The following is a 21,710-nucleotide window of genomic DNA, read 5'->3' as shown; positions in this document are numbered from 1 at the left end:
CCCACCGTCTTGCAAGGCCGGTGGGGTTTTCTTTTTCAGGCCTGTTTTTAGAAAATCAGGATAAAAACAGAATTTTGGGCAAGGGCACGCCAGGGGCCATCGTTTAGAAGCGAAGTTTAACTTAACTTGAGAACCCGAAAACCCTGGCCTCCCGTTTATCGGTATTTCCCCTGAACGCGGATGCCATTGCCCTATTTGAAACTCCTCACATGATAAAGAACCTAAACTGGAAACATAGCCTTCTAACCTTTGCGATGGCAGCCTCCACCCTCACCGCCTGCGTGCCGGTAGAAACTACGGGCACTGGTGGGGCGGCCACCTCGGGCACCGGATCCGTCAGATTTGAAGATGCCATCTATGCCCAGGATGTCCGGTCGGTGCAGTTCTATTCCAGAAGCCTCAACGTGGGCGATGTGCTGGCCCCGCCGGTGGTGCCCATTGACCAGTCCAGCCCGCTGGTGCTGGAGTTTGACCGCATGACCCCGCCCCGGAGCCGCGCCGTAGTGAAATTCTACCACTGCAACGCCGATTGGAAGCCCTCGCAACTGCAGCCGCTCCAGTATGTGCAGGATTACAACGAGTTCTACATCATGGAAGTGGAGCCCTCGGCGGGGACCAAGGTGCCGTACTGGCATTACCGTTTCCAATTGCCGCGCGTGAAAATAAGCGGGAATTACCTCATGGAAGTCACCGAGGAGGGCGGCAACCTGCTGTTGAGCCGGCGCTTCGTTATTTTTGAGGAGTTGGTGAACGTAGGCCTGAAACCGGTGGCCACCCCAGGCGCCGGCGACCGCTACGTGCGCCAGCAAATGGACTTCAACATCTTCTATGCCCAGTACCCATTGGTGAACCCTGCCCAGGAGATCAAAGTGGTCATGCGCCAGAACCACCGCTGGGACAATGCCAAATACTTCACCCGCCCCACCTTCATCCAGGAATCGCAGCGCCGGCTGGAGTACCAGTTGTTTGAGCCCGAGCAGGCGTTTCTGGGCTTGAATGAGTTCCGGGCCATAGACACGCGCAGCGAGCGGTTCAGCGGATTTGGGGTGGAGCGCCGCGATATCTCCGCTAACCCGGACCGGGTGTACGCCATCACCGGCCGAAGCCGCGCCCGTGAAGCCTATAGCACCCAGCCAGACGCCAACGGCAAGTTCCTTTTCGGGAGCCGCGAATACGGCAACGCACCCCTTAACGCCGATTACCAGCAGGTCACATTTTCTCTTCAGGCCCCAGAGCCCGCCCCCGGCCCCGTGTACATCTTCGGGGGCCTTTCTGACTGGCAACTACAAGAGCCTTTCCGGATGACGTACGATGCCGAGAAACAGGCCTACACCGGTACCGTTCTGCTCAAGCAGGGCTACTACAACTACTATTTCGCGATGAAAGGCGCCAACGGCCAGCCAGATCCCCGCTACTTTGAGGGCAGCCACTTCGCCACCGAGAACGTCTATGATGTCCTGGTCTACTACCGCCCCCCAGGCTCCCGCGCCGACCAAATCATCGGGTACTCCACCATCCAGTTCAACCCGCAGAAATAAAAACAGAAGCGCCTCTCTTAGATTAAGAGAGGCGCTTCTGTTTTAAGGCCGTTTTTGGGAAAACGGCTGTAAAACCTAATCTGTAGCGGCGTTACACCTTAACGCCGTGTGACTATGAAACAAAACCGTCCCTCCACCCGCAAACCTTTCCTAAAAGCGAGAATTCAAAACTGGGGTTGGTGATGGGGACGAGGGCTGCTGCGTTGAACAACGGCGTTACGGTGTAACACCGCTACAATCGGGCTATTTTCAGGAATACATGCTTAAAGCGATTCTCGACTTCTAGTGGCTAGAAAGCCTGCTAGTTTCTGCACCAAGACCTCGTTGATGCGCACGTAAGACTCTTGGGTCCAACCGGCGATGTGGGGCGTTAAGATCACACGCGGATGATCCATCAAAAAAGTCAGTCTTTCCTGCTGCTCAGAAGTGAGCGTTTTCAGTTTCTCGTTCTCCAGCACGTCCAAGGCGGCACCAGGAACCTGCCCGGTTTTCATGGCCTCTACCAAGGCGGCATGGTCCAACACCTCGCCGCGAGCGGTATTCAGGACCCACAGCGGATGCCTGAACTTGGCCAGTACTTGGGCATTCACGAAATGGTGGTTCTCCTTGGTGTACGGGATGTGCAGGCTCAGTACCTGCGCTTTCTCCTGGAGTTCCTCCAGAGACGTTAGCCGGACGTGCGGAAAAGGGTTCTCTACCGGTTGTTGGTCAAAGGCCAGTACGTCGCAGTCAAAGCCCATCAATCTTTTGGCGAAGGATTTACCCATGTGCCCGTACCCGATCAGCCCGATAGTTTTGCCGCCGATTTCAACACCGCGGTTGTCTTCGCGCAGCCATTGGCCTTCCCTTATCTGCCGGTCACCGCGGGTGGTTTTCCGGAACAGCGCCAGCAGCAGGCCTAAGGTATGGTCGCCCACCGCATCGCGGTTGCCTTCGGGGGCGTTGATGAGGGTGATGTTACGGGCTTCCAGCACGCCATCGTCAATGTTGTCTACGCCGGCGCCGGCCCGGGCCAGGATCTCCAGGTTTGGGGCATGTTTCAGAAAATCGGCCGTGATTCGCATTTTGCTACGCACTACCAGCATCTGGTAATCTTGAACCATGCCGGGGACTTCTTCCTTTTTCACGTTCGGCACGTAGGTCACCTCCACCCCTAGGTTTTCCAGCATAGGCAACAGGCTTTCGTGCATCAGGTCAATTACAAGACAACGGAAGGGTGAAGTAGAAGGTAATATCATAGCAAAGATGATTCAGGCCCGAAAAGGAGGCAAGCTGTTAATGAAGTTTAAAGGTTGAGCAGCAAATGCGCCACTAAGAAATACACCGCTAGGCCCAGCAGGTCATTGGCGGTAGTGATAAAGGGACCAGCGGCCACAGCGGGGTTGACGCCGTATTTGTCCAAGATCATCGGGGTCACAGTACCCATGAACGAGGCCAGCAACACCACGCTGAACAAGGCCACCGCCACCACTACCGACAAGGTGAGTTGCACCCCTAGGAGCACATTGAACCCAAACACCAAACTTGACATGACCAGCCCGTTGATGATGGCTACCAGCAGCACCTTCACAATCCGGGAGGTGAAATTGTCAAACAAGATGGTTTTATTAGCGAGCGTCTGGATGATGATGGAGGAGGACTGGATGCCCACGTTTCCGCCGGTGGCGGTGATGAGCGGCGTGAACATGGCCAACGCCGGAATGATGGAGATATCACCCTCAAAAAGCCCAATGAACCGGGCGCCCAGCAAGCCGCCCACCATGCCCACCATGAGCCAGGGCAACCGCGCGCGGGACAAGCGGAACACGCTGTCGTCTTCCTCTATGTTCTCGGTGATACCCGTCATGAGCTGGCGGCTCAACTCGGCCTGTTCCTGGATCACATCCAGGACGTCGTCAATGGTAATGCGGCCCAACAGGCGGCCCTGGATGTTCACCACCGGGATGGCATCCAGGTCATATTTCTGCATGACGGCGGCCACTTCCTGCTCATCTTTGTAAGACTCAATGGAAATCACATCGGCGTCGTAGATCTGGGAAATGGGCGTGTGGTCATTGGAGAGCAGCAGGGTTTTCATGCCCAGGCGGCCCACCAGTTTGTCGCGGTCGTCTACCACGTAAATGGCGTAGACTTTCTCTACTTCCTCGGCCTGGCGGCGGATCTCCTCAATGCACTGCCCTACCCGCCAGTTTAGGTTTACCTTGATCAACTCCTTCGCCATGAGACCGCCGGCGCAGTCCTCGTCATAGTGGAGGAGCTCAATGATATCCGCTACATGCTCCTGGTCTTCCAGCAGGGCAATGATCTCTTCTTTGCGCTGCACGGGCTGCTCATTGAGCAAATCCACGGCGTCATCAGAGTCCATCTCGCCGATGTAGCGGGCAATCTCCTCTATGGTGAAGTTCTTGAGAAAATTGGTGCGCACGTCAGAGTCCAGGTCGCTGAGGATCTCGGCGCCCACCTCGGCGGGCAGCACGTCCATCACGTACTTGCTCTGCTCAGTGTTAAGTTCATAGAGCACGGTAGTGATGTCCACGGCGTACATCTCCTCCATGTTGGAGAGAATGAACTCGGCATCGCGGCGCTCAATGGCGTCCTCTATCTGGTCAATAAACTCACGGGTGATTTCAGACTGCATGCTGCTGGATCAGAAGGGTCAGGTTTATAAAATCATTCACGGAAAGCTGCTCGGCGCGCTTGTCAAACAGGGTATCCTGGGCAACCTCGGCGGGCAGGTTAAACGGTTTAAGGCAGTTACGGAGGGTTTTGCGGCGGGTGGCAAAGCTGGTCTTCACTACTTTGAAGAACAGTTTCTCGTCGCAGGGTAAAGAGGCCACCTCGTTGCGGGTGAGCCGCACCACCGCGCTTTTCACTTTAGGCGGCGGGTTGAACACGTGCTCATGCACCGTGAACAGGTACTCAATGGTGTAAAACGCCTGCAGCAGCACACTCATGATGCCGTAGGTCTTGGAGCCGTGCGGCGCTGCGATGCGCTCTGCTACCTCTTTCTGGATCATGCCCACCACCTCGGGAACCTGGTCGCGGTGGTCCAGCACCTTGAAGAAGATCTGGCTGGAGATGTTGTAAGGGAAATTCCCGATGACCGCGAACGGACCGCTGAACAGCGTTTTGAGGTCGGTTTTCAGGAAATCGGCGAAAAGCACGCGGCCCTCCAGTTGCGGGTAATGCTCGTTGAGCCAGGCGATGGACTCCCGGTCAATGTCCACGATGGTGGTTCTGTATTCGGGGTGGTTTACCAAAAACTGGGTCAAAACGCCCATGCCGGGGCCCACTTCCAGCACTTCCTGTACCCCGTTGGGCAGGCGCAGCGCCTCCACTATGTTCTGGGCGATATTGAGGTCAGTAAGGAAATGCTGACCCAGGTGTTTCTTGGGCTGGACGGGCTTCACTGGTTTTGGTTTCCGTTTGTTAAGGCTATATTGCAGCTCAAAGATACACATCTTATGCGCACAGAACTGACCTACGCTGCAACATTACCCGCGAATACCAGCACCGCCGTACTGGTACCGGGCCGCGAGCATCTCCCCGAGGAACTTTTCTCCGCCGATGAGCTGACTTATATCCATCGCCAACTGGAACTGAAAAGCACCCTGGTAGGTCTCAATAGATACACGCACCAACTGTACCTGGTCCTCACCGAGCCCAAACGCAAAGGCACCGAGACCCAGGAAGCCCTGCGAAAGGCCGGCAACGCCCTGCACCAGCGCCTGGCTGCCGACAAGGTGGACCATGTGGTATTATTGGACGGCGCCGATGGCGAGGCGTCCCTTTTTGTGGCCGAGGGCTTGGTACTGAGCAACTACGCATTCCAGCGCTACAAAACCCAGAAAGCCACCCCTCCTACCTTGCAGACGGTGACCATCACGGGCGTAGGCGTGTCGCAGACCCAGGTTGCGGAACTGTCCCACCTGTTGAAGGCCGTTTACAAAACCCGCGACCTCATCAACACCCCGCCCAACATGCAGACACCCACCCTGTTGAGCGAGCAGATCCAGGAGATGCTGGACGGGTCCGGGGTAGAAATGGAGGTGCTTGACCTGGTGCAGATCCAATCCCTGAAAATGGGTGGATTATTGAGCGTAAGCCAGGCTTCTGACGAGTCGCCAACCTTCAACATTCTGGAGTGGAAACCCGAGAACGCCACCAACGCCCAGCCGGTGATCCTGGTGGGCAAAGGCGTGGTCTATGACACCGGCGGACTGAGCATTAAGCCCACCCCCAACTCCATGGACTACATGAAATCAGACATGTCCGGTGCCGCGGCCGTGGCCGGAACCCTGTACGCCTTGGCGCAGAACAAAGTGCCTTTGCACGTGATCGGGCTCATCCCGGCCACCGATAACCTCATCAGCGGCAAAGGCTTCGCCCCGGGCGATGTGATCACCATGCACAGCGGCCACACCGTGGAAGTCCTCAACACCGATGCCGAAGGCCGTTTGATTTTAGCCGATGCCCTCCACTTCGCGAAACGCTACAACCCGGCGCTGGTGATTGACATTGCTACTTTGACCGGAGCCGCCGCCCGCGCCGTGGGCCGCGAAGGTATTGTGATGATGGGTACTGCCGATGATTTGGTAAAAACGGACCTGAAACTGGCCGGCGAGGCCGCCCACGAGCGCCTGGTGGAGTTCCCGCTGTGGGAAGAATACCAGGAGCACCTGAAATCAGACATTGCGGACCTAAAAAATATTGGCGGAGCCGAAGCAGGCGCCATCTCGGCGGGCAAGTTCCTGGAGTTCTTCACCAATTACCCCTGGGTTCACCTAGACATCGCCGGCACGGCCTACCTGCTCAGCCCAGATTCTTACCGCGGCAAACACGCTACCGGCAGCAGCGTTCGGTTGCTGTACCATTTCCTCACCTCACAAGCCACTGCTTAATAAATGGAGCAAAAGACCAAGCCCCGCATAGGGATTACCATAGGAGATATCAGCGGCATCGGGCCGGAAGTTGTACTGAAAACCCTTTCTGATAACCGGGTGCTGCATTACTGTACACCTATTATATATGGCTCCGCCTCGGCGGTGAACAAGTACCGCAAGTTGCTCTCGCTGGAAAATTTCAATTTTCAGACCATCCAGGCTTTTGACCAGCTGCACCCTAAGAAGACCAGCGTGCTCAACTGCGTGGAGGAAGAGATTGACTTCACGCCTGGCACTCCTACAGCGGCCACTGGAGCCCTGGCCCGCGCGGCGCTGCTGCGTGCCGCCCAGGACCTAAAAGACGGCCACATCCAGGCGGTAGTGACGGCCCCTATTGACAAAGACAACACCCAGGGCGAAGGCTTCCAGTTCCCAGGTCATACCGAGTTCTTCACTACCTACTTTGACGCGCCGGAGAGCCTCATGTTCCTCGTAGCAGATGGGTTCAGGGTGGCCACCGTGACCGGGCATCTGCCTTTGAAGGAAGTCGCAAACCAGATCACCCCGGAACTGCTCATCCGCAAACTTTCTATACTGGACAACTCCCTGCGCCAGGACTTCGGCATCCAGAAACCCCGCATCGCGGTGCTGGGCCTTAACCCGCACGCCGGTGAGAATGGCCTGCTGGGCACCGAGGAAACGGAGATCGTGATTCCGGTCATTGAGCAGCTGAAGAACAAAGGCAACCTGGTGTTCGGCCCATTCCCCGCCGATGGCTTCTTTGGGACGCGCAGCTACCAGAAGTTTGACGCCACCCTGGCGCTGTACCATGACCAGGGGCTTATCCCGTTCAAGACCCTGGCCTTTGAGCGCGGCGTGAACTTCACGGCCGGGCTGCCCATTGTACGCACCTCCCCTGACCACGGCACCGCCTATGACATCGCCGGCCAGAACCGCGCCGACGAGACCTCGTTCCGCGAGGCCCTGTTCGCCGCTATTGACATCCTCCGTGCCCGGGCTGGGGTGTAGGCTCGCACCATATAATTAGAGACCGAGAAGCGTTTCGGGGCTGTTTTGCGTAAAGCGGCTCTGAAACGCTTTCTTGTGAAGGGCCCAGAACACCCTTTGAGGTTGGACCTTTACAGATAATGGCCGTATTACGGGAAGGATGACCCGGAAAATGGCAGGTACCCAAAGGTATCTCGCTCACAATGAACTACTCCTGTTTATGTGCTGTTTTCCCCAAGACACGCCCAAATGGGTTATTTATTAACCAGTGCAAAAAAGGCATTTGTATTTTATAATTCAGATATTCTTGCTAATTTTGCGACTTGCAAAAAAAGAGGCAACGTGAAGGAGATTAAGAAATACGATATCAACCTTGTGAAGCTTGGCAACAAAAGCCATAGCTACGAGTTTGAGTTGGATGACCGCTTCTTTGAGTTGTTTGAGCAGGAGTTGATCCTGGGCGGCAACTTGAAGGCAGAGGTGGTGCTGCATAAGTCGGAGCTTCTTTTGCAGTTCGATTTCCACATCAAAGGAACGGTTCGCCTGACCTGCGACCGAAGCTTGGAGGAATTTGAGCATCCGTTGGAAGTAGAGCAGACGCTGCTCGTGCGCTACGGCCCGGAAGACCTGGAACTGGATGTGAACGTGCTGCAGATTACCCCGGATACCCAGTACCTCAACATCGCCCAGCATTTGTATGATTACATTGGCCTGGCGGTACCCATGAAGAAACTGGCCCCCCGGTTTGTAGAAGAAGACCAGGAGCGGGAGGACGACCCAGAGGCAGAAGGCCTGCTGATCTACTCTACCGGCTCTGACGAAGACGATGAGGACGGCAATGATGACGATGACGAGGACGGTCCTGTAGACCCGCGCTTCGCCGCCCTTAAAAAGTTAAAATAAGTTTATAACCAATTTTGTAATAATTACCTGAGATGGCACATCCTAAGCGAAAAATCTCCAAAACCAGAAGAGATAAGAGAAGAACGCACGACAAAATCACTCCAAAAGCGATTTCTATCTGCCCTAACACCGGTGAGGTGCACCAATACCACAGAGCCTACGTAGTAGACGGCGACCTGTACCACAACGGAAAAGTGGCCATCAAAAATTATACCTCTGTTGCCTAGTAAAGCTTGCCTAGACAGGCTTTATTTTAGTTACTTGTAGGATAATTTACGAAACACGCTTTACATGAAAATAGCTCTGGATGCAATGGGTGGCGACTTCGCCCCCGAAGCAGTTGTAGAAGGCGCACTTTTAGCGGCTGAGACTTTGACGGATAAGGTTGAGATTTTCCTCATTGGAGACGAAGATATTATCCATTCACTCCTGCAAAAGCACGGCTACAAAGGTTCCAGAGTAAAGGTTGTTCACGCATCCCAGGTCATTGGGATGGGTGAACACCCTACCAAAGCCCTCACCCAGAAACCAGACTCCAGCATTGCGGTAGGTTACGGCATGCTGGCTTCCAAGAAGGTAGACGCTTTCTGCAGCGCCGGTAATACCGGCGCCATGCTGGTGGGCGCCGTCTTCAGCGTGAAGCAGGTAGAGGGTATTTTAAGGCCCGCACTTGCCAGCTTTGTGCCCAAACTCACGGGCGGGTACGGCGTCATGCTGGACGTAGGCGCCATTGCCGACTGCAAACCCGAGATTCTGGAGCAGTTTGGTGAAATTGGGTCTATCTGCGCAAAAAACCTCCTGGACATCAAGAAGCCCCGCGTGGGCCTCATGAACCTGGGCGAAGAGGAAGGCAAGGGCACCATGGTGACCCAACCCACTTACAAACTCCTCAAAGAAAACACCTCCATCAACTTTATCGGTAACATTGAAGGACGCGACCTGTTCAACGACAAGGCTGATGTCATTGTGTGTGACGGGTTCACCGGTAACGTTCTCCTCAAAATGGCAGAGTCTATCTTTGACATCCTGCAGGAGAAAAAAATCTCTGATCCATTTTTTGATCGCTTCAACTATGAGGCGGTAGGCGGCAGCCCCATATTGGGCGTCAACGGCAACGCGGTCATTGGCCACGGCGTCTCCAGCCCTACCGCTATCTGCAATATGCTGCACTTGGCCAACAAAATGGCCGAGTCCCATATTTCGGAAAAATTCAAGAAACACTTTAGCGCCTAAGGTGCGCCCCTTCACCAGACTTTCCTTCAGAACGATATGAGCAAGATTACCGCCGCGATCACCGGTGTGAGCGGATATGCCCCCGAGTACGTGTTAACCAACCAGGAGTTGGAGACCATGGTAGAAACCAACGACGAATGGATTGTTAGCCGCACGGGAATCAAAGAAAGACGCATCCTGAAGGGCGAAGACCAGGGCACCTCGGCCATTGCTATTCCGGCGGTTCTGGACCTCCTTAAGAAAACCAACACCAAGCCAGAGGAAGTAGACCTGCTTATCTGCGCCACCACTACTCCAGACATGGTGTTCCCGGCAACGGCCAACATCATCTGCGCCGAGGTGGGTGCCGTGAACGCATTTGGCTATGACCTGCAGGCTGCCTGCTCCGGGTTCCTGTTCGCGCTGGCTACCGGCGCGCAGTTCGTGGAGACCGGCAAATACAAAAAAGTCATCATCGTGGGGGCCGATAAAATGTCGGCCATTGTGGACTACACAGACCGCGCCACCTGTATCATCTTCGGGGATGGCGGCGGGGCCGTGATGCTGGAGCCCAACACCGAAGGATTGGGTGTACAGGACAGCATCCTGAAATCTGACGGAACCGGTGCCCAGTTCCTGCACATGAAAGCCGGTGGCTCCCGCCGCCCGGCCACCGCTGAGACCCTGGCCAGAAGAGAGCACTACGCTTTCCAGGAAGGCCAGCAGGTGTTCAAGTTCGCGGTGAAGGGCATGGCCGATGTATCTGCCGAAATCATGGAGCGCAACAACCTTACCGCTGATGACATTGCCTGGCTGGTGCCCCACCAGGCGAACAAACGCATCATTGACGCCACTGCCAACCGCATGGGCGTAGGCTCTGAGAAAGTGATGCTCAACATCCAGAAATATGGCAATACCACCAGCGGCACCATTCCTTTGTGCCTGTGGGAGTATGAGAACCAACTCAAAAAGGGCGACAACGTGATTCTGGCCGCTTTTGGCGGTGGTTTCACCTGGGGATCTATTTACCTTAAGTGGGCTTATGACCCTAAGTAATCCCCTCGTTTTTAAGGCACTTTTCTAAAATAGATCAAAAAATTCGGCTATCTTTGGCCGAATTTTTTTATGTCCGGCCGGGAAAAACCCGCTGGCATCTTAAACCGAAACACACTACTAACTATGGCAACTACCGCTGATTTCCGCAACGGGCTTTGCATTGAATTTAACGGTGACCTCTGGCTCATCACGGAGTTTCAGCACGTGAAACCCGGCAAAGGTCCAGCCTTCGTGCGTACTAAACTAAAGAACATCAAGACCGGTAAAGTGGTGGACAACACCTTCACGGCCGGTGTGAAAGTAACCACGGCCCGCGTGGAGCAGCGCCCGCACCAGTTCATCTTCAAAGATGACTACGGCTACAACTTCATGGACATGAATACCTTTGAGCAGGTATCTCTGGACGAGAAGATGGTGCCCTTCGCTGACTTGATGAAAGAAGGCCAGGAAGTAACCATCTTGTTCCACGCTGAGACCGAAACTCCGCTCACTGCCGAACTTCCTACGTATGTAGAGCTCACAATTACGTATACAGAACCCGGCATCAAAGGAGACACCGCTACCAACGCCTCTAAACCAGCCACTGTAGAAACAGGTGCGACTATCTCGGTTCCCTTGTTTATTGGGCAAGACGAAAAAATCAAGGTAGACACGCGTACCTATACCTACGCCGAACGAGTAAAATAAAACTATGAAAGCAAAGGAAATCCAAGAACTGATTGATTTCATCGCGAAATCGGGCCTGAACAAAGTTGACATTGAGACAGAAGAGTTTAAAATCTCAGTAGAACGCGAGGCGAGCCAGAAAGTAAAATTTGTGCAAGGAGGTGCTCCCGCAGCCGCTACGGCCCCTGCCCCGCACTTGCCTGCTCCTGCTCCGCTTCCAGCGGCCGCACCTGCTGCCCCCGCCGCTCCGGCTCAGCCCGCCGCAGATGACACGAGCAAATACATCACCATCAAAGCCCCTATGATTGGCACGCTGTACCGCTCTGCCAATCCAGAGTCTCCGGCGTTTGTGAACGTAGGCGACGAGGTGAAAAAAGGCCAGGTGATCTGTATCATTGAAGCCATGAAACTCTTCAACGAGATTGAATCTGAGGTTTCTGGCCGCATTGTAAAAGTACTGGTAGACAACGCCAGCCCGGTTGAGTACGACCAGCCGTTGTTCTTGGTAGATCCTAGCTAATGTGCTAATTCTTTAATGTGCTGATGTGCTGATTGAATGGTACGGACGGAATCCTTTAAGTTTGACTTAAACCTCCCTCCTTCCTTTGATTGGTTTATCAGCACATTATTTTTTGAGCCATTAGCACATTAGCACATTTATCCATTAGCACATTAAACTACATGTTCAAAAAAATACTGATTGCCAACCGTGGCGAGATTGCGCTGAGGGTTATCCGGACTTGTAAAGAAATGGGAATTAAAACGGTAGCTGTCTATTCTACCGCCGATAAGGAAAGCCTGCACGTGCGCTTCGCGGATGAAGCGGTATGCATCGGGCCTGCTCCTTCTTCCCAGTCTTACCTCAACATCCCTAACCTGATCGCGGCCGCGGAGATTACCAACGCCGATGCTATTCACCCAGGCTACGGTTTCCTTTCTGAAAATGCCGAGTTTTCCCGAATCTGTGCCGAAAACGGTATCAAGTTCATCGGGGCCTCCCCGGAGATGATCAACTCCATGGGCGACAAGTCATCGGCGAAGGAGTTCATGAAGAAAGCCGGCGTGCCTACCATTCCGGGTTCAGACGGACTGTTGTCTTCTGCCGAGCAAGGCAAGAAACTGGCCGCTAAAATCAAATATCCGGTAATCATCAAAGCCACGGCGGGTGGCGGTGGACGTGGCATGCGCATCATCAAATCTGCCGATGAGTTTGACAAAGCCTGGAACGATGCTCGCCAGGAAGCCAAAGCCGCTTTCGGAAATGATGGCATGTACCTGGAGAAATTCGTAGAAGAGCCGCGCCATATTGAGATCCAGATTGTGGGTGACCAGTACGGGGCCGTTTGCCACTTATCTGAGCGTGACTGCAGCATCCAGCGCCGTCACCAGAAACTGATTGAGGAAACCCCTTCGCCGTTCATCTCTGACGAGCTGCGCGAAAGAATGGGTCAGGCTGCGATCGCCGGTGCCAAAGCCATCAACTACGAAGGCGTGGGTACCATTGAATTCCTGGTAGACAAGCACAAGGACTTCTACTTCATGGAGATGAACACCCGTATTCAGGTGGAGCACCCCATCACCGAGGAGGTAGTGAACTATGACCTGATCAAGGAACAGATCAAGGTAGCAGCGGGTATTCCAATCTCTGGTAAGAACTACTATCCGCAGATGCACGCCATTGAGTGCCGCATCAACGCCGAGGATCCTAAGGCAGGTTTCCGTCCTAGCCCGGGCAAGATCAACGTACTGCACATCCCAGGCGGTCACGGTGTACGCGTAGACACGCACGTGTATGCGGGTTACACCATCCCAGCCAACTATGACTCCATGATTGCGAAGCTGATTGTGAGTGCGCAGACCCGCGAGGAAGCCATCGTGAAGATGAAGCGTGCTTTGAGCGAGTTCGTGATTGAAGGCGTGAAAACCACCATTCCGTTCCACATAGCCATGATGGATGACAAGAACTTCAACGAAGGAGATTTCACCACCAGCTACCTGGACACTTACGATTTCGCTAACGTTTAGAAAGCACTTCACCAAAGTATAAAACAGAAAAGCAGCCTCACTTAGGCTGCTTTTCTGTTTTTAGGCCACCACTGTATAACGGTGCTACAATGGTAAGTCCTATAAAAAGGCCTCCCCTGCTTGTGCGCAGAGGAGGCCATTCTTTTGTTTCGGGGCTGTTTTTAGAATACGAGCCTTTAAACGTATTTTTTTGAATTCTTATTTGGCCAGGGTTTCTTTGGCTACCATCTCATCCAGTTCGTTGAACCATTCCTCTCCGTACTTCCGGACCAGGGGCTCGCGCAGGAACTTGTACACCGGAACGCCTAGATCCAACCCGAAAGAACAGGCCGGGTTGCAAATCTCCCAGCGGTCGTAGTTCAGCGCCTCAAAACCATCGTATTTGGTGATTCTGATGGGATACAGGTGGCAGGAAATGGGTTTCTTCCAGGAGATTTTCCCGTCCAGGTACGCCTGTTCAATCGCGCACTTGAGGGTGAAGTTATCATCGTAGATGGCATAGGCGCACTCTCGGTCCCCGATGGTAGGGGTGCTGTAGTCGCCTTCAAAGTCTTCCACAAACAGGCCTTGCTCATCCACCGCTTTAATGCCCTCTTGGGACATATAGGGTTTTACGTGTTCGTAGGCTTCGGCTAAGATGGGTAGTTCGTCTTTGTCAAGCGGGGCGCCCAGGTCACCTTCCACGCAGCAGGCGCCTTTGCACTTCTCCAGATTACAGACAAAGAACTTGTCTTTGAGGTCATCTGAGAGGACGGTATTTTGTAGTACAATCATGAGCTAATTCTTACAGCAGAAAGACAAAAGTACCGCTATTTAAGTTCGGGGGCAAAAAGGGAATAGGAACATTGAAGCCCTGCCAGACAGCCGTTTTGGGCAAGTTTTCAAGTAAATAGGTCAAAAGCAGAATTGGCCCCTTCTTCCTGCCCATCCCTTATCCTAAACTTGAATTTTTAAGGCGATTGAAAAGCAGCGAGAGATGGTGCAATACAGAAGAAAATACCCTTCTTTTTTACGGTTTTATTCCAATTCAATGAACAGGCTAATGAGTTTCACAGCAGGCATGACAATCCTTTACAATTTAAATAAACTAAGATGATATTGTGGTTTAAAAGTGATAGATTGGGAATTCATATATAGATCCGTTTAGATGCCCCCTGTCTTACCGCATAAACTGAAGGTAAAGCTACTTCTTCTGGTGCTACTTCTTTTCTCCATAATGTTTCACGGATGGGCCCAAACCGCCCCTTCAGGCTCCCCCTCCCAGCCAAATCAAGCCAGTTACCCCATCAGCCTTTACCAGCAGGCCACCAAAACCGAGTCACACCTGTTGAATGGACCAGAGTACGTAGATTACCGCAAGGTGAACCGTGTGGGGCACCAGTTCTTCCTGCAGGACCAGAAAGCCCCGGGCAGCGTGCTCTATGATGGCTCCTGGTACCATGACGTGCCCATGCTGCATGACCTTGTCCTGGACGAGTTGGTGATCGTCTCCAATGGCTTTTTGCTTCAGAAACTGATCAAAGAAAAGGTAGACGCCTTTATGTTGGGTCGGCATACGTTTGTGCGCTACACAGCACCAGATTCTGCCAGTGACCATTCCATGCCCACCGGTTTCTATGATGTACTCTACGCTGGTAACACGCAACTGCTGGCGAAAAGGATAAAGCTGAAAACCTATGCCATTGAAGACATGAAAGAGGTGGAGCATTATGATGTGGAAGACAAGTTCTTTGTGAAGAAGGGCGACGCCTATCACCAGGTCAGCAGCGGAAAGTCGGTGTACAAGGTGTTAGAGGACCAAAAGAAGGAACTGAAGAAGTATGCCCGAGCCCGGAAACTCAACTTCCGCAAGACACAGGAAGCCGCCCTGTTGGCCCTAGTGTTGCAGTATGACGCCCTCCAGAAGTAACATGAAGCCCCAACTATTTTCCTTTGGCATCATATCCCCCTCCTTTGCCGCAAATATGAATCACTTTTACCGCTTAGCTTTCTTACTTCTGGTACTGCTCTTCACCGGGAAAACAGTGGGTTTTGCCCAAACTGGCCCGGAAACACTTCTTACGGTTGACCTGAAACAGGCCCCTTTTCAGGATCTGATCAAGGTGGTGGAGGCCCAGAGCAGGTATCGCTTCTATTTTGAGCCCGCTGCAGTAGACAATTTCACGGTTACGTTGCAGGCCACGCAGAAGCCGCTGAATAGCATTTTGGAGCAGGCCGTGGCCGGTACCAACCTTGAATTCGCGATCACCGAGCAGGGTCATGTGCTCTTAACCCAGGGCAAGGAGTTTATGGCCAACTTGCCCGAGGGCTTTTTCAGAAGGGATGTCTCACCTTGGAACGCAAGCCAAAGCCTGGCTTCTACTGGTGCCGGCAATAAGCCCTATGTAGCCGGGGAAACCACCCGGAAGAAAGCAGTATCAGAGGCCAAGTTCTATGAAATTGGGGTAAAACGCGAAAACGCCGCCGGAAACGCCAACCTGGCCGGTCACCTCCGCGACGCCAAATCCGGGGAGCCCATTATCGGGGCCTCGGTGTACATTCAGTCGCCGCTGCTGGCCACCACCTCTGACCAGTACGGTTACTTCTCCCTCACTCTGCCCGTGGGCCAACACGAGTTGCTCATCAGGGGCATCGGGATCAAGAACTCCAAACGCCGCATTGCCCTTTATTCAGACGGGAAGCTGGACATTGAGGTGGAGGAAGACGTGCGGTCCCTGAAGGAAGTATTGGTGGAGGCCGAGAAAGACCGCAACGTGGCCGGCATGCAGATGGGCACGGAGCGCCTGGATATGCGGGCCATCAAACAGGTGCCAACCGCCTTCGGGGAGACCGATATCCTTAGAGTGGTGCTCACGCTGCCGGGGGTAAAATCAGTGGGCGAAGGCAGCACCGACATGAACGTGCGCGGCGGCTCCACTGACCAGAATCTCATCCTTTTCAACGATGCCACCGTCTACAACCCCTCGCATTTATTCGGCTTCTTCTCGGCCTTCAACCCCGATATCGTGAAGGCGGTGGAACTGCACAAAAGCAATATTCCGGCCCGGTACGGCGGACGCCTTTCCTCGGTGCTGGAGGTGACTACCCGCGACGGGAACAAGAAAAAGCTGGCTGGCTCCGGCGGCATCGGGTTGCTCACCAGCCGCCTGACGCTGGAAGGTCCCATCACCAAAGACAAGACCTCGTTCCTGGTGGCAGGCCGCAGCACGTATTCAGACTGGCTTCTGAAGAAGCTGCCGCAGGAGACCTTCAAGAAAAGCTCGGCCTCGTTCTACGACCTCAACGCCCAGATCAGCCACGAGTTCGATAGCAAGAACACGCTGTACCTGTCCGGGTACCTCAGCAAAGACAAGTTCAGGTTGGGCAGCGATTCTCTGTACAACTTTACCAACCGTAATGCCAGCGTGAAATGGAAGCATATCTTCCACAACAAGCTCTACAGTGTGCTAACTGGCGCCTACAGCTACTATGGTTACGGGGTAAATGCCGAAAACAACCCGGTAAACGCCTCTGAGATGGCTTACAATATGAACCAGGTGAACCTTCAGGCTGATTTCAACTATTTCCTAAATGGTAAGCACACCGTGGATTTCGGAGCCAATTCCATCCTCTACAACGTGTCGCCGGGCAGCCTCAAGCCGGTGGGCTCCGAATCTCTCATCACCCCTGATGTGCTGCAGCGGGAGAAAGCGCTGGAGAGCGCAGTATACGTTTCTGACCAGATTGATATCTCCCCCCGGTTCTCGGTTTACTTAGGTCTTCGGTATTCCAGTTTCAACGCCTTGGGGCCACGGGAAACTTACCTTTACGCGCCTAACGTGCCAAAAACGGAAAGCACCATCTTGGACACCCTTGCCTACAAGTCGGGTCAGTCCCTGGCCACCTTCCACGGCCCTGAGTACCGGGTCTCTGCCAGATTTGGGCTCACAGACCATTCCTCCCTGAAGATGAGTTTCAACCGGATGCGCCAGTACATCCACATGCTCTCCAACACGGCCACCATGTCCCCCACCGATACCTGGAAACTGAGTGATGCCAACATAAGGCCGCAGGTGGGCGACCAAATCTCACTGGGTTATTACCAGAACTTCAGGGCCAATACCGTGGAATTCTCCGTGGAAGGTTACTACAAAAAGATGAAGGATTTCCTGGATTACCGCAACGGGGCCACCATCATCCTCAACCACCACATAGAGACCGATGTAGCCAATGCCGAGGGCAAAGCTTATGGTGTGGAGGTCATGCTTAAGAAGCTTACCGGCAAACTCAACGGGTGGGTGAGCTACACCTACTCACGAACGCTGGTGCGCCTGAACAACCCGCAGGTGTCTGAGATCATCAACCAGGGCAAGTGGTACCCCAGCAACTTTGACAAACCGCATGATGTCACGCTCATCAGCAATTACCGGTTCAGCCAGCGGTTCAGCACCTCATTGAACTTCACCTACAGCACCGGCCGGCCCATCACCCTGCCCATCGCCAAGTACACCGATGGCAACGTGCAGCGCATCTTCTACTCAGACCGCAACCAGTACCGCGTGCCGGACTACTACCGTGTGGACTTTGCAATGAACATTGAGGGGAACCACAAGGTGAAGAAACTGGCCCACAGCTCCTGGACTTTGGCCGTGTACAACCTCACCGGCCGCAAGAACCCTTACTCGGTATACTTCCGGTCAGACAACGGAAAGATCAAAGGCTACAAACTCTCCATCTTCGGGAAGCCCATCCCCACCATTACCTATAACTTCAGATTCTAATGCGTTTTCATAAAATCAGCCTCAAAACAGCTTTTTACCTGCTTTGCCTCCTTTTCCTGGCTGGCTGCGAGGAACCTTACACTCCCAAGGTGCTGGAAAGCTCCAATAATTTTTTGGTGGTGAGCGGCTTCATCAACAGCAACGGCCCCACCACCATCCAACTTTCGCGCACCCAGAACCTGTCTGAGACCAGCGCTCACCTCAAGGTGACCAATGCTACGGTGGCGGTTGAGGAAGAAAACGGTGAGAAATTCCCGCTGCTTGAAACCTCCGCCGGCACTTATTCCAGCAACACCTTGAACCTGAATCCGACCAGGAAGTACCGGCTTTACATTAAGGCCGCCGGAAAAGAATACGCCTCTGACTATGTAGTGGTACAAATGACCCCTGCCATTGACGCCGTGACCTGGGAGGCTGCCTCAGACGGTTTGCAGATCAAGGTGAGTACCCATGATGCCCAAAATAACACCCGCTACTACCGTTGGGAATACGAAGAAACCTGGGAGTACCAGGCTTTCTACCATTCGGTGATTGAATACGTCAACAAAGAGTTCATAGACCGCACGCCCGATAGAATGATCAATCTTTGCTATCGCTTCAATAACTCCACCAGCATCCAGATCAGCAACACCGTAAAACTTAGCCAGGATGTGGTAAGTAACTTTCTTTTGGTGAAGGTACCCGCCAACTCTGACAAGCTGGACCGGAAATACAGCATACTGGTAAAGCAGTACGCCCAGACAAAAGAATCTTATGAGTACTGGGAAGCCCTTAAGAAAAACACCGAGAGCCTGGGCTCCCTGTTTGATCCGCTTCCTACTCAGCTTACCGGCAACATCCAGTGTCTTACTACGCCATCAGAGCCTGTCATTGGGTTTATAAGCATCTCCTCTGTCACGGAGCAAAGGATTTTTGTCACCAATGCGGAGTTGCCCGGCAAGTGGCGCTCCCCTAGTCCCTATTGTACCTTTGATACCGTTCGAGTAGGCAAAGAAGCTGAGTATTTCTCTAGCGGATCCAATGTTCCCATTGATCGCATATACTCCAACAACATGACATTGATTGGTTATGCGGGAGCTTCTAAACCGTGCGTAGACTGCCGTGTTCTGGGCACCACCACTAAACCTACTTATTGGGAATAAAGGATGGTCAGCATGAATTCACCGATGGAACATACACAACCTTTGCCGGGCGGCAGATCTAAGAAAAACTGTTTTAGCAACCCTTTTAAGATAACCGGCTATAAACTCCTTTTGTCCCTGGGGCTGCTGGGCCTCTCGGCAAGTCAGGGCATTGCCCAAACTCAATCTTTCCCCAGCCTGGTCACCGAGTTTCAGGAACACGGCCGAAAGGCCTTCCAGGAGAAGATTTTCCTGCACCTGGACCGGCCTGCCTACGCCGCTGGCGAAACCATATGGTTCAAGGTATACAACGTAGAGGGCATGCGGCACCAGCCGCTGGACCTGGGCAAAGTGGCCTACGTGGAAGTCTTGGATGGCGCCCATAAGCCGGTGCTGCAAGGCAAGATCGCCCTGAGGGAAGGCGCCGGCAGCGGATCATTTGTGTTGCCGGTTACGCTGGAGGCAGGCAACTATACCGTACGGGCCTATACCAACTGGTTGAAGAACTTCAGCCCGGCTTTCTATTTCCGGCAACCGGTCACCATCATCAACACGTTCCAGCCGCTGGGCCTGAAAACCGCCGCAGACACGGCCGCTTCCTATGCCATTCAGTTTTTCCCCGAAGGCGGGAACCTGGTGCAGGGTCTGCCGGGCAAAGTGGCGTTTAAAGCCACTAACAGCAAAACCGGGAAAGGCACTGCCTGCCAGGGCGAGGTCCTGGACCAAGGCGGGAATGTAGTCGCCAGTTTTCAGCCCGGCAAGCTCGGGATGGGCAACTTTAGCTTCACGCCCTCGGACGCCGGGGAATACACGGCAGTGGTGAGGTTTGCCGGCGGGAAAACAATCCGGCAGAAATTGCCGCAAGTGCAGGAACAGGGCTATACACTACGGGTAGAGGAAAGCAGACTGGGCCAGCTGCAGATCACCGCCCAAAGCACCCAACCAGAGGCTGAACAGTTATATCTGTTGGGCCACACGCGCGGAACAGTTGCGGTAGCCGCCACGGCCACCCTGCAGAACGGCAAGGTTTCTTTTTCGGTGGTGAAAGATTCGCTGGCGGCCGGCATCACGCATTTCACGCTTTTTAACGGTCAGCAGAAACCCGTAGCTGAGCGCCTTTTCTTCTCCCGCCCTACCAAAGGCCTGGAGATTGAAACCGCGTTGGGCAAGAACCAGTTCGGCCCGCGGGAGAAAGTCACTCTGGATTTGCTTACCAAGACCTCGTCCGGAAAGCCAACGGAAGCCAACCTCTCCCTGGCCGTCTTCCGGAATGACCACCTGCAGGCCACTGACCCTGCCGATATCAAAGCCTACCTCTACCTGACCTCCGATCTGAAAGGCACGGTGGAGAACCCGGCGGCCTATTTCACAGAAAACGGCCCCCAGGCCGAGGAAGCCCTGGACAACCTGATGCTCACGCACGGCTGGAGCCGCTTTACCTGGGACGAGGTGCTGAATCCTAAAGCTGCCACTTACGCGTTTGTGCCGGAATTCGGCGGGCACCTGATCCGGGGCAAAGTCACCCATAGCGTCACTGGCTCACCAGCCAAGGACATCAGAACCTACCTGGCGGCGCCGGGCCGAAACGTGCGGTTCTACAGCAGCATCAGCGCCCAAGACGGCTCCGTGCTGTTTGAGGCGAAGGACTTTTTCGGGCCCAAGGAAGTGGTGGTGCAGACCAACTGGCTCAAGGATAGCACCTACCATTTCCAGCTTTTAAACCCGTTTTCTGAAAAATACACAAAAAACAATCTGCCCGTTTTTGACCTGGGCGAGAACCTGAAAGAAGCCATCCTGCTGCGCCACCACGATGTACAGGCCCAGAATATCTACTTTGAGCGAAACCTGAATCGGTTCAGAGCCCCAGGCATTGACAGCATTTCCTTCTACGGCAAACCGGACCAACAATTCCTACTGGACGATTTCACCCGCTTCAAAGTGCTGGAGGAGGTCATGCGGGAGTACGTGCCCGGCGTGATGGTGCGCAAGCGCCGCGACGGGTTCCACTTCCTGGTAATGGATTTGCCCAATGACCGCTTTTTTCAGGAAGACCCGCTGGTGCTGCTGGATGGCGTACCGGTCTTCGACATAGACCAGATCATGGCCTTTGATCCGCTCAAGATCCGGAAACTGGAGGTGATGACCGGCAAATACTACAACGGTTCTTTGGTGTCCAGCGGCGTGGTAAGCTACACCACCTACAAAGGCGACCTGGCCGGTTTTCCGCTGGATACCCGCGCCCTACTGCAGGAGTACGAAGGCCTCCAGCTGCAGCGCGAGTTCTACGCCCCTACCTATGACACCGAGGAGCAGAAACTCAGCCGCCTGCCAGACTGGCGGAACCTCCTCTATTGGTCCCCGGACCTGACCACCGACGCCACCGGTAAAGCCACCGCGCATTTCTACACCGGTGACCAGGCATGCACCTACACCGTGATGGTGCAGGGCCTCACCCCAAGCGGTTTGCCCGGCAGCAAGGTAGTGACCTTTGAGGTGAAGAAACCATTGTAGTAAACAGCGCCCGGCCCTTTAGGGCAA

The 21,710-nt window shown here is 54.0% G+C and carries 18 protein-coding genes; 14 read left to right on the top strand and 4 right to left on the bottom strand.

All coding sequences use genetic code 11. The features are described from left to right. Positions 1-209: 209 nt before the first annotated feature. A complete protein-coding gene (locus J3P35_RS09935) occupies positions 210-1,538 on the top strand; it encodes a type IX secretion system plug protein (protein WP_210464467.1) in 1,329 nt (442 codons plus the stop codon). Between the two features lie 263 nt (positions 1,539-1,801). On the opposite strand, the gene J3P35_RS09930 is transcribed toward J3P35_RS09935, so the two are convergent. From J3P35_RS09930 to rsmA, 3 genes are read right to left on the bottom strand one after another with little or no spacing between them, the layout of a single operon-like run. Beyond that, the gene (locus J3P35_RS09930; RefSeq protein ID WP_210464466.1) at positions 1,802-2,776 is read right to left on the bottom strand and encodes an NAD(P)-dependent oxidoreductase; all 975 of its coding nucleotides are present in this window, start codon (positions 2,774-2,776) and stop codon (positions 1,802-1,804) included. A 47-nt stretch (positions 2,777-2,823) separates the two neighbouring features. Then, positions 2,824-4,176 carry a magnesium transporter gene (mgtE, locus tag J3P35_RS09925; protein ID WP_210464465.1) on the bottom strand — a complete coding sequence of 451 codons (1,353 nt, stop codon included), beginning with the start codon at positions 4,174-4,176 and terminating at the stop codon, positions 2,824-2,826. Next, positions 4,166-4,948 (bottom strand): 16S rRNA (adenine(1518)-N(6)/adenine(1519)-N(6))-dimethyltransferase RsmA, encoded by a 783-nt coding sequence (gene rsmA / locus J3P35_RS09920; protein ID WP_210464464.1) that lies wholly within the window; start codon positions 4,946-4,948, stop codon positions 4,166-4,168. The genes mgtE and rsmA overlap by 11 nt, the downstream gene beginning before the upstream one ends. A gap of 54 nt (positions 4,949-5,002) precedes the next feature. Between rsmA and J3P35_RS09915 the strand changes: the two genes are divergently transcribed. The 9 genes from J3P35_RS09915 (at position 5,003) to accC (ending at position 13,291) form a co-directional block, all read left to right on the top strand. Then, positions 5,003-6,439 carry a leucyl aminopeptidase family protein gene (locus J3P35_RS09915; RefSeq protein WP_210464463.1) on the top strand — a complete coding sequence of 479 codons (1,437 nt, stop codon included), beginning with the start codon at positions 5,003-5,005 and terminating at the stop codon, positions 6,437-6,439. 3 nt (positions 6,440-6,442) lie between these two features. After that, positions 6,443-7,450 carry a 4-hydroxythreonine-4-phosphate dehydrogenase PdxA gene (gene pdxA / locus J3P35_RS09910; protein ID WP_210464462.1) on the top strand — a complete coding sequence of 336 codons (1,008 nt, stop codon included), beginning with the start codon at positions 6,443-6,445 and terminating at the stop codon, positions 7,448-7,450. A 321-nt stretch (positions 7,451-7,771) separates the two neighbouring features. Then, positions 7,772-8,332: a YceD family protein gene (locus tag J3P35_RS09905; RefSeq protein ID WP_210464460.1), complete on the top strand. Its 561-nt coding sequence runs from the start codon at positions 7,772-7,774 to the stop codon at positions 8,330-8,332. 32 nt (positions 8,333-8,364) lie between these two features. Further along, positions 8,365-8,559, top strand: a complete 195-nt coding sequence (gene rpmF, locus J3P35_RS09900; RefSeq protein ID WP_062544815.1) for a 50S ribosomal protein L32 — start codon at positions 8,365-8,367, stop codon at positions 8,557-8,559. Between the two features lie 64 nt (positions 8,560-8,623). Beyond that, positions 8,624-9,565 carry a phosphate acyltransferase PlsX gene (gene plsX / locus J3P35_RS09895; protein WP_210464458.1) on the top strand — a complete coding sequence of 314 codons (942 nt, stop codon included), beginning with the start codon at positions 8,624-8,626 and terminating at the stop codon, positions 9,563-9,565. Between the two features lie 36 nt (positions 9,566-9,601). Next, entirely contained in the window at positions 9,602-10,600 is a 999-nt protein-coding gene (locus J3P35_RS09890) for a beta-ketoacyl-ACP synthase III (RefSeq protein ID WP_210464456.1), read from the top strand. A gap of 123 nt (positions 10,601-10,723) precedes the next feature. Further along, the gene (gene efp, locus J3P35_RS09885; RefSeq protein ID WP_210464454.1) at positions 10,724-11,287 is read left to right on the top strand and encodes an elongation factor P; all 564 of its coding nucleotides are present in this window, start codon (positions 10,724-10,726) and stop codon (positions 11,285-11,287) included. A gap of 4 nt (positions 11,288-11,291) precedes the next feature. Continuing rightward, entirely contained in the window at positions 11,292-11,786 is a 495-nt protein-coding gene (gene accB / locus J3P35_RS09880) for an acetyl-CoA carboxylase biotin carboxyl carrier protein (RefSeq protein WP_210464452.1), read from the top strand. 161 nt (positions 11,787-11,947) lie between these two features. Then, positions 11,948-13,291 (top strand): acetyl-CoA carboxylase biotin carboxylase subunit, encoded by a 1,344-nt coding sequence (accC, locus tag J3P35_RS09875; RefSeq protein ID WP_210464450.1) that lies wholly within the window; start codon positions 11,948-11,950, stop codon positions 13,289-13,291. A 198-nt stretch (positions 13,292-13,489) separates the two neighbouring features. On the opposite strand, the gene J3P35_RS09870 is transcribed toward accC, so the two are convergent. After that, positions 13,490-14,065, bottom strand: coding sequence for a DUF3109 family protein (locus tag J3P35_RS09870; RefSeq protein ID WP_210464448.1), 576 nt, complete (start codon positions 14,063-14,065; stop codon positions 13,490-13,492). A 442-nt stretch (positions 14,066-14,507) separates the two neighbouring features. Between J3P35_RS09870 and J3P35_RS09865 the strand changes: the two genes are divergently transcribed. From J3P35_RS09865 to J3P35_RS09850, 4 genes are read left to right on the top strand one after another with little or no spacing between them, the layout of a single operon-like run. Then, on the top strand, positions 14,508-15,200 hold the full coding sequence (locus J3P35_RS09865; protein WP_210464446.1) for a hypothetical protein: 693 nt from the start codon (positions 14,508-14,510) through the stop codon (positions 15,198-15,200). Between the two features lie 55 nt (positions 15,201-15,255). Beyond that, positions 15,256-18,051, top strand: coding sequence for a TonB-dependent receptor (locus tag J3P35_RS09860; protein WP_210464444.1), 2,796 nt, complete (start codon positions 15,256-15,258; stop codon positions 18,049-18,051). Further along, positions 18,051-19,193, top strand: coding sequence for a DUF4249 domain-containing protein (locus J3P35_RS09855; RefSeq protein ID WP_210464442.1), 1,143 nt, complete (start codon positions 18,051-18,053; stop codon positions 19,191-19,193). Before J3P35_RS09860 ends, J3P35_RS09855 begins: the two co-directional genes overlap by 1 nt. Before the next feature lie 24 nt (positions 19,194-19,217). Further along, on the top strand, positions 19,218-21,683 hold the full coding sequence (locus tag J3P35_RS09850; RefSeq protein WP_210464440.1) for a hypothetical protein: 2,466 nt from the start codon (positions 19,218-19,220) through the stop codon (positions 21,681-21,683). Positions 21,684-21,710: the final 27 nt, after the last annotated feature.

This window comes from Rufibacter roseolus (genome assembly GCF_017916365.1).
GTDB classification, from domain to species: domain Bacteria; phylum Bacteroidota; class Bacteroidia; order Cytophagales; family Hymenobacteraceae; genus Nibribacter; species Nibribacter roseolus.
The sequence above is the reverse complement of the archived record's forward strand: the minus strand, read 5'-3'. Positions and strand labels throughout refer to the sequence as shown.

Excerpts from the sequence above, each read along its gene's own strand:
- J3P35_RS09855 (WP_210464442.1), top strand. The coding sequence starts at position 18,051 with ATGCGTTTTCATAAAATCAGCCTCAAAACAGCTTTTTACCTGCTTTGC.
- J3P35_RS09930 (WP_210464466.1), bottom strand. The coding sequence starts at position 2,776 with ATGATATTACCTTCTACTTCACCCTTCCGTTGTCTTGTAATTGACCTG.
- J3P35_RS09890 (WP_210464456.1), top strand. The coding sequence starts at position 9,602 with ATGAGCAAGATTACCGCCGCGATCACCGGTGTGAGCGGATATGCCCCC.
- J3P35_RS09935 (WP_210464467.1), top strand. The coding sequence starts at position 210 with ATGATAAAGAACCTAAACTGGAAACATAGCCTTCTAACCTTTGCGATG.
- plsX (WP_210464458.1), top strand. The coding sequence starts at position 8,624 with ATGAAAATAGCTCTGGATGCAATGGGTGGCGACTTCGCCCCCGAAGCA.
- mgtE (WP_210464465.1), bottom strand. The coding sequence starts at position 4,176 with ATGCAGTCTGAAATCACCCGTGAGTTTATTGACCAGATAGAGGACGCC.
- J3P35_RS09870 (WP_210464448.1), bottom strand. The coding sequence starts at position 14,065 with ATGATTGTACTACAAAATACCGTCCTCTCAGATGACCTCAAAGACAAG.
- rpmF (WP_062544815.1), top strand. The coding sequence starts at position 8,365 with ATGGCACATCCTAAGCGAAAAATCTCCAAAACCAGAAGAGATAAGAGA.
- J3P35_RS09850 (WP_210464440.1), top strand. The coding sequence starts at position 19,218 with ATGGAACATACACAACCTTTGCCGGGCGGCAGATCTAAGAAAAACTGT.
- J3P35_RS09860 (WP_210464444.1), top strand. The coding sequence starts at position 15,256 with ATGAATCACTTTTACCGCTTAGCTTTCTTACTTCTGGTACTGCTCTTC.
- accB (WP_210464452.1), top strand. The coding sequence starts at position 11,292 with ATGAAAGCAAAGGAAATCCAAGAACTGATTGATTTCATCGCGAAATCG.
- efp (WP_210464454.1), top strand. The coding sequence starts at position 10,724 with ATGGCAACTACCGCTGATTTCCGCAACGGGCTTTGCATTGAATTTAAC.
- pdxA (WP_210464462.1), top strand. The coding sequence starts at position 6,443 with ATGGAGCAAAAGACCAAGCCCCGCATAGGGATTACCATAGGAGATATC.
- J3P35_RS09915 (WP_210464463.1), top strand. The coding sequence starts at position 5,003 with ATGCGCACAGAACTGACCTACGCTGCAACATTACCCGCGAATACCAGC.
- accC (WP_210464450.1), top strand. The coding sequence starts at position 11,948 with ATGTTCAAAAAAATACTGATTGCCAACCGTGGCGAGATTGCGCTGAGG.
- J3P35_RS09865 (WP_210464446.1), top strand. The coding sequence starts at position 14,508 with ATGTTTCACGGATGGGCCCAAACCGCCCCTTCAGGCTCCCCCTCCCAG.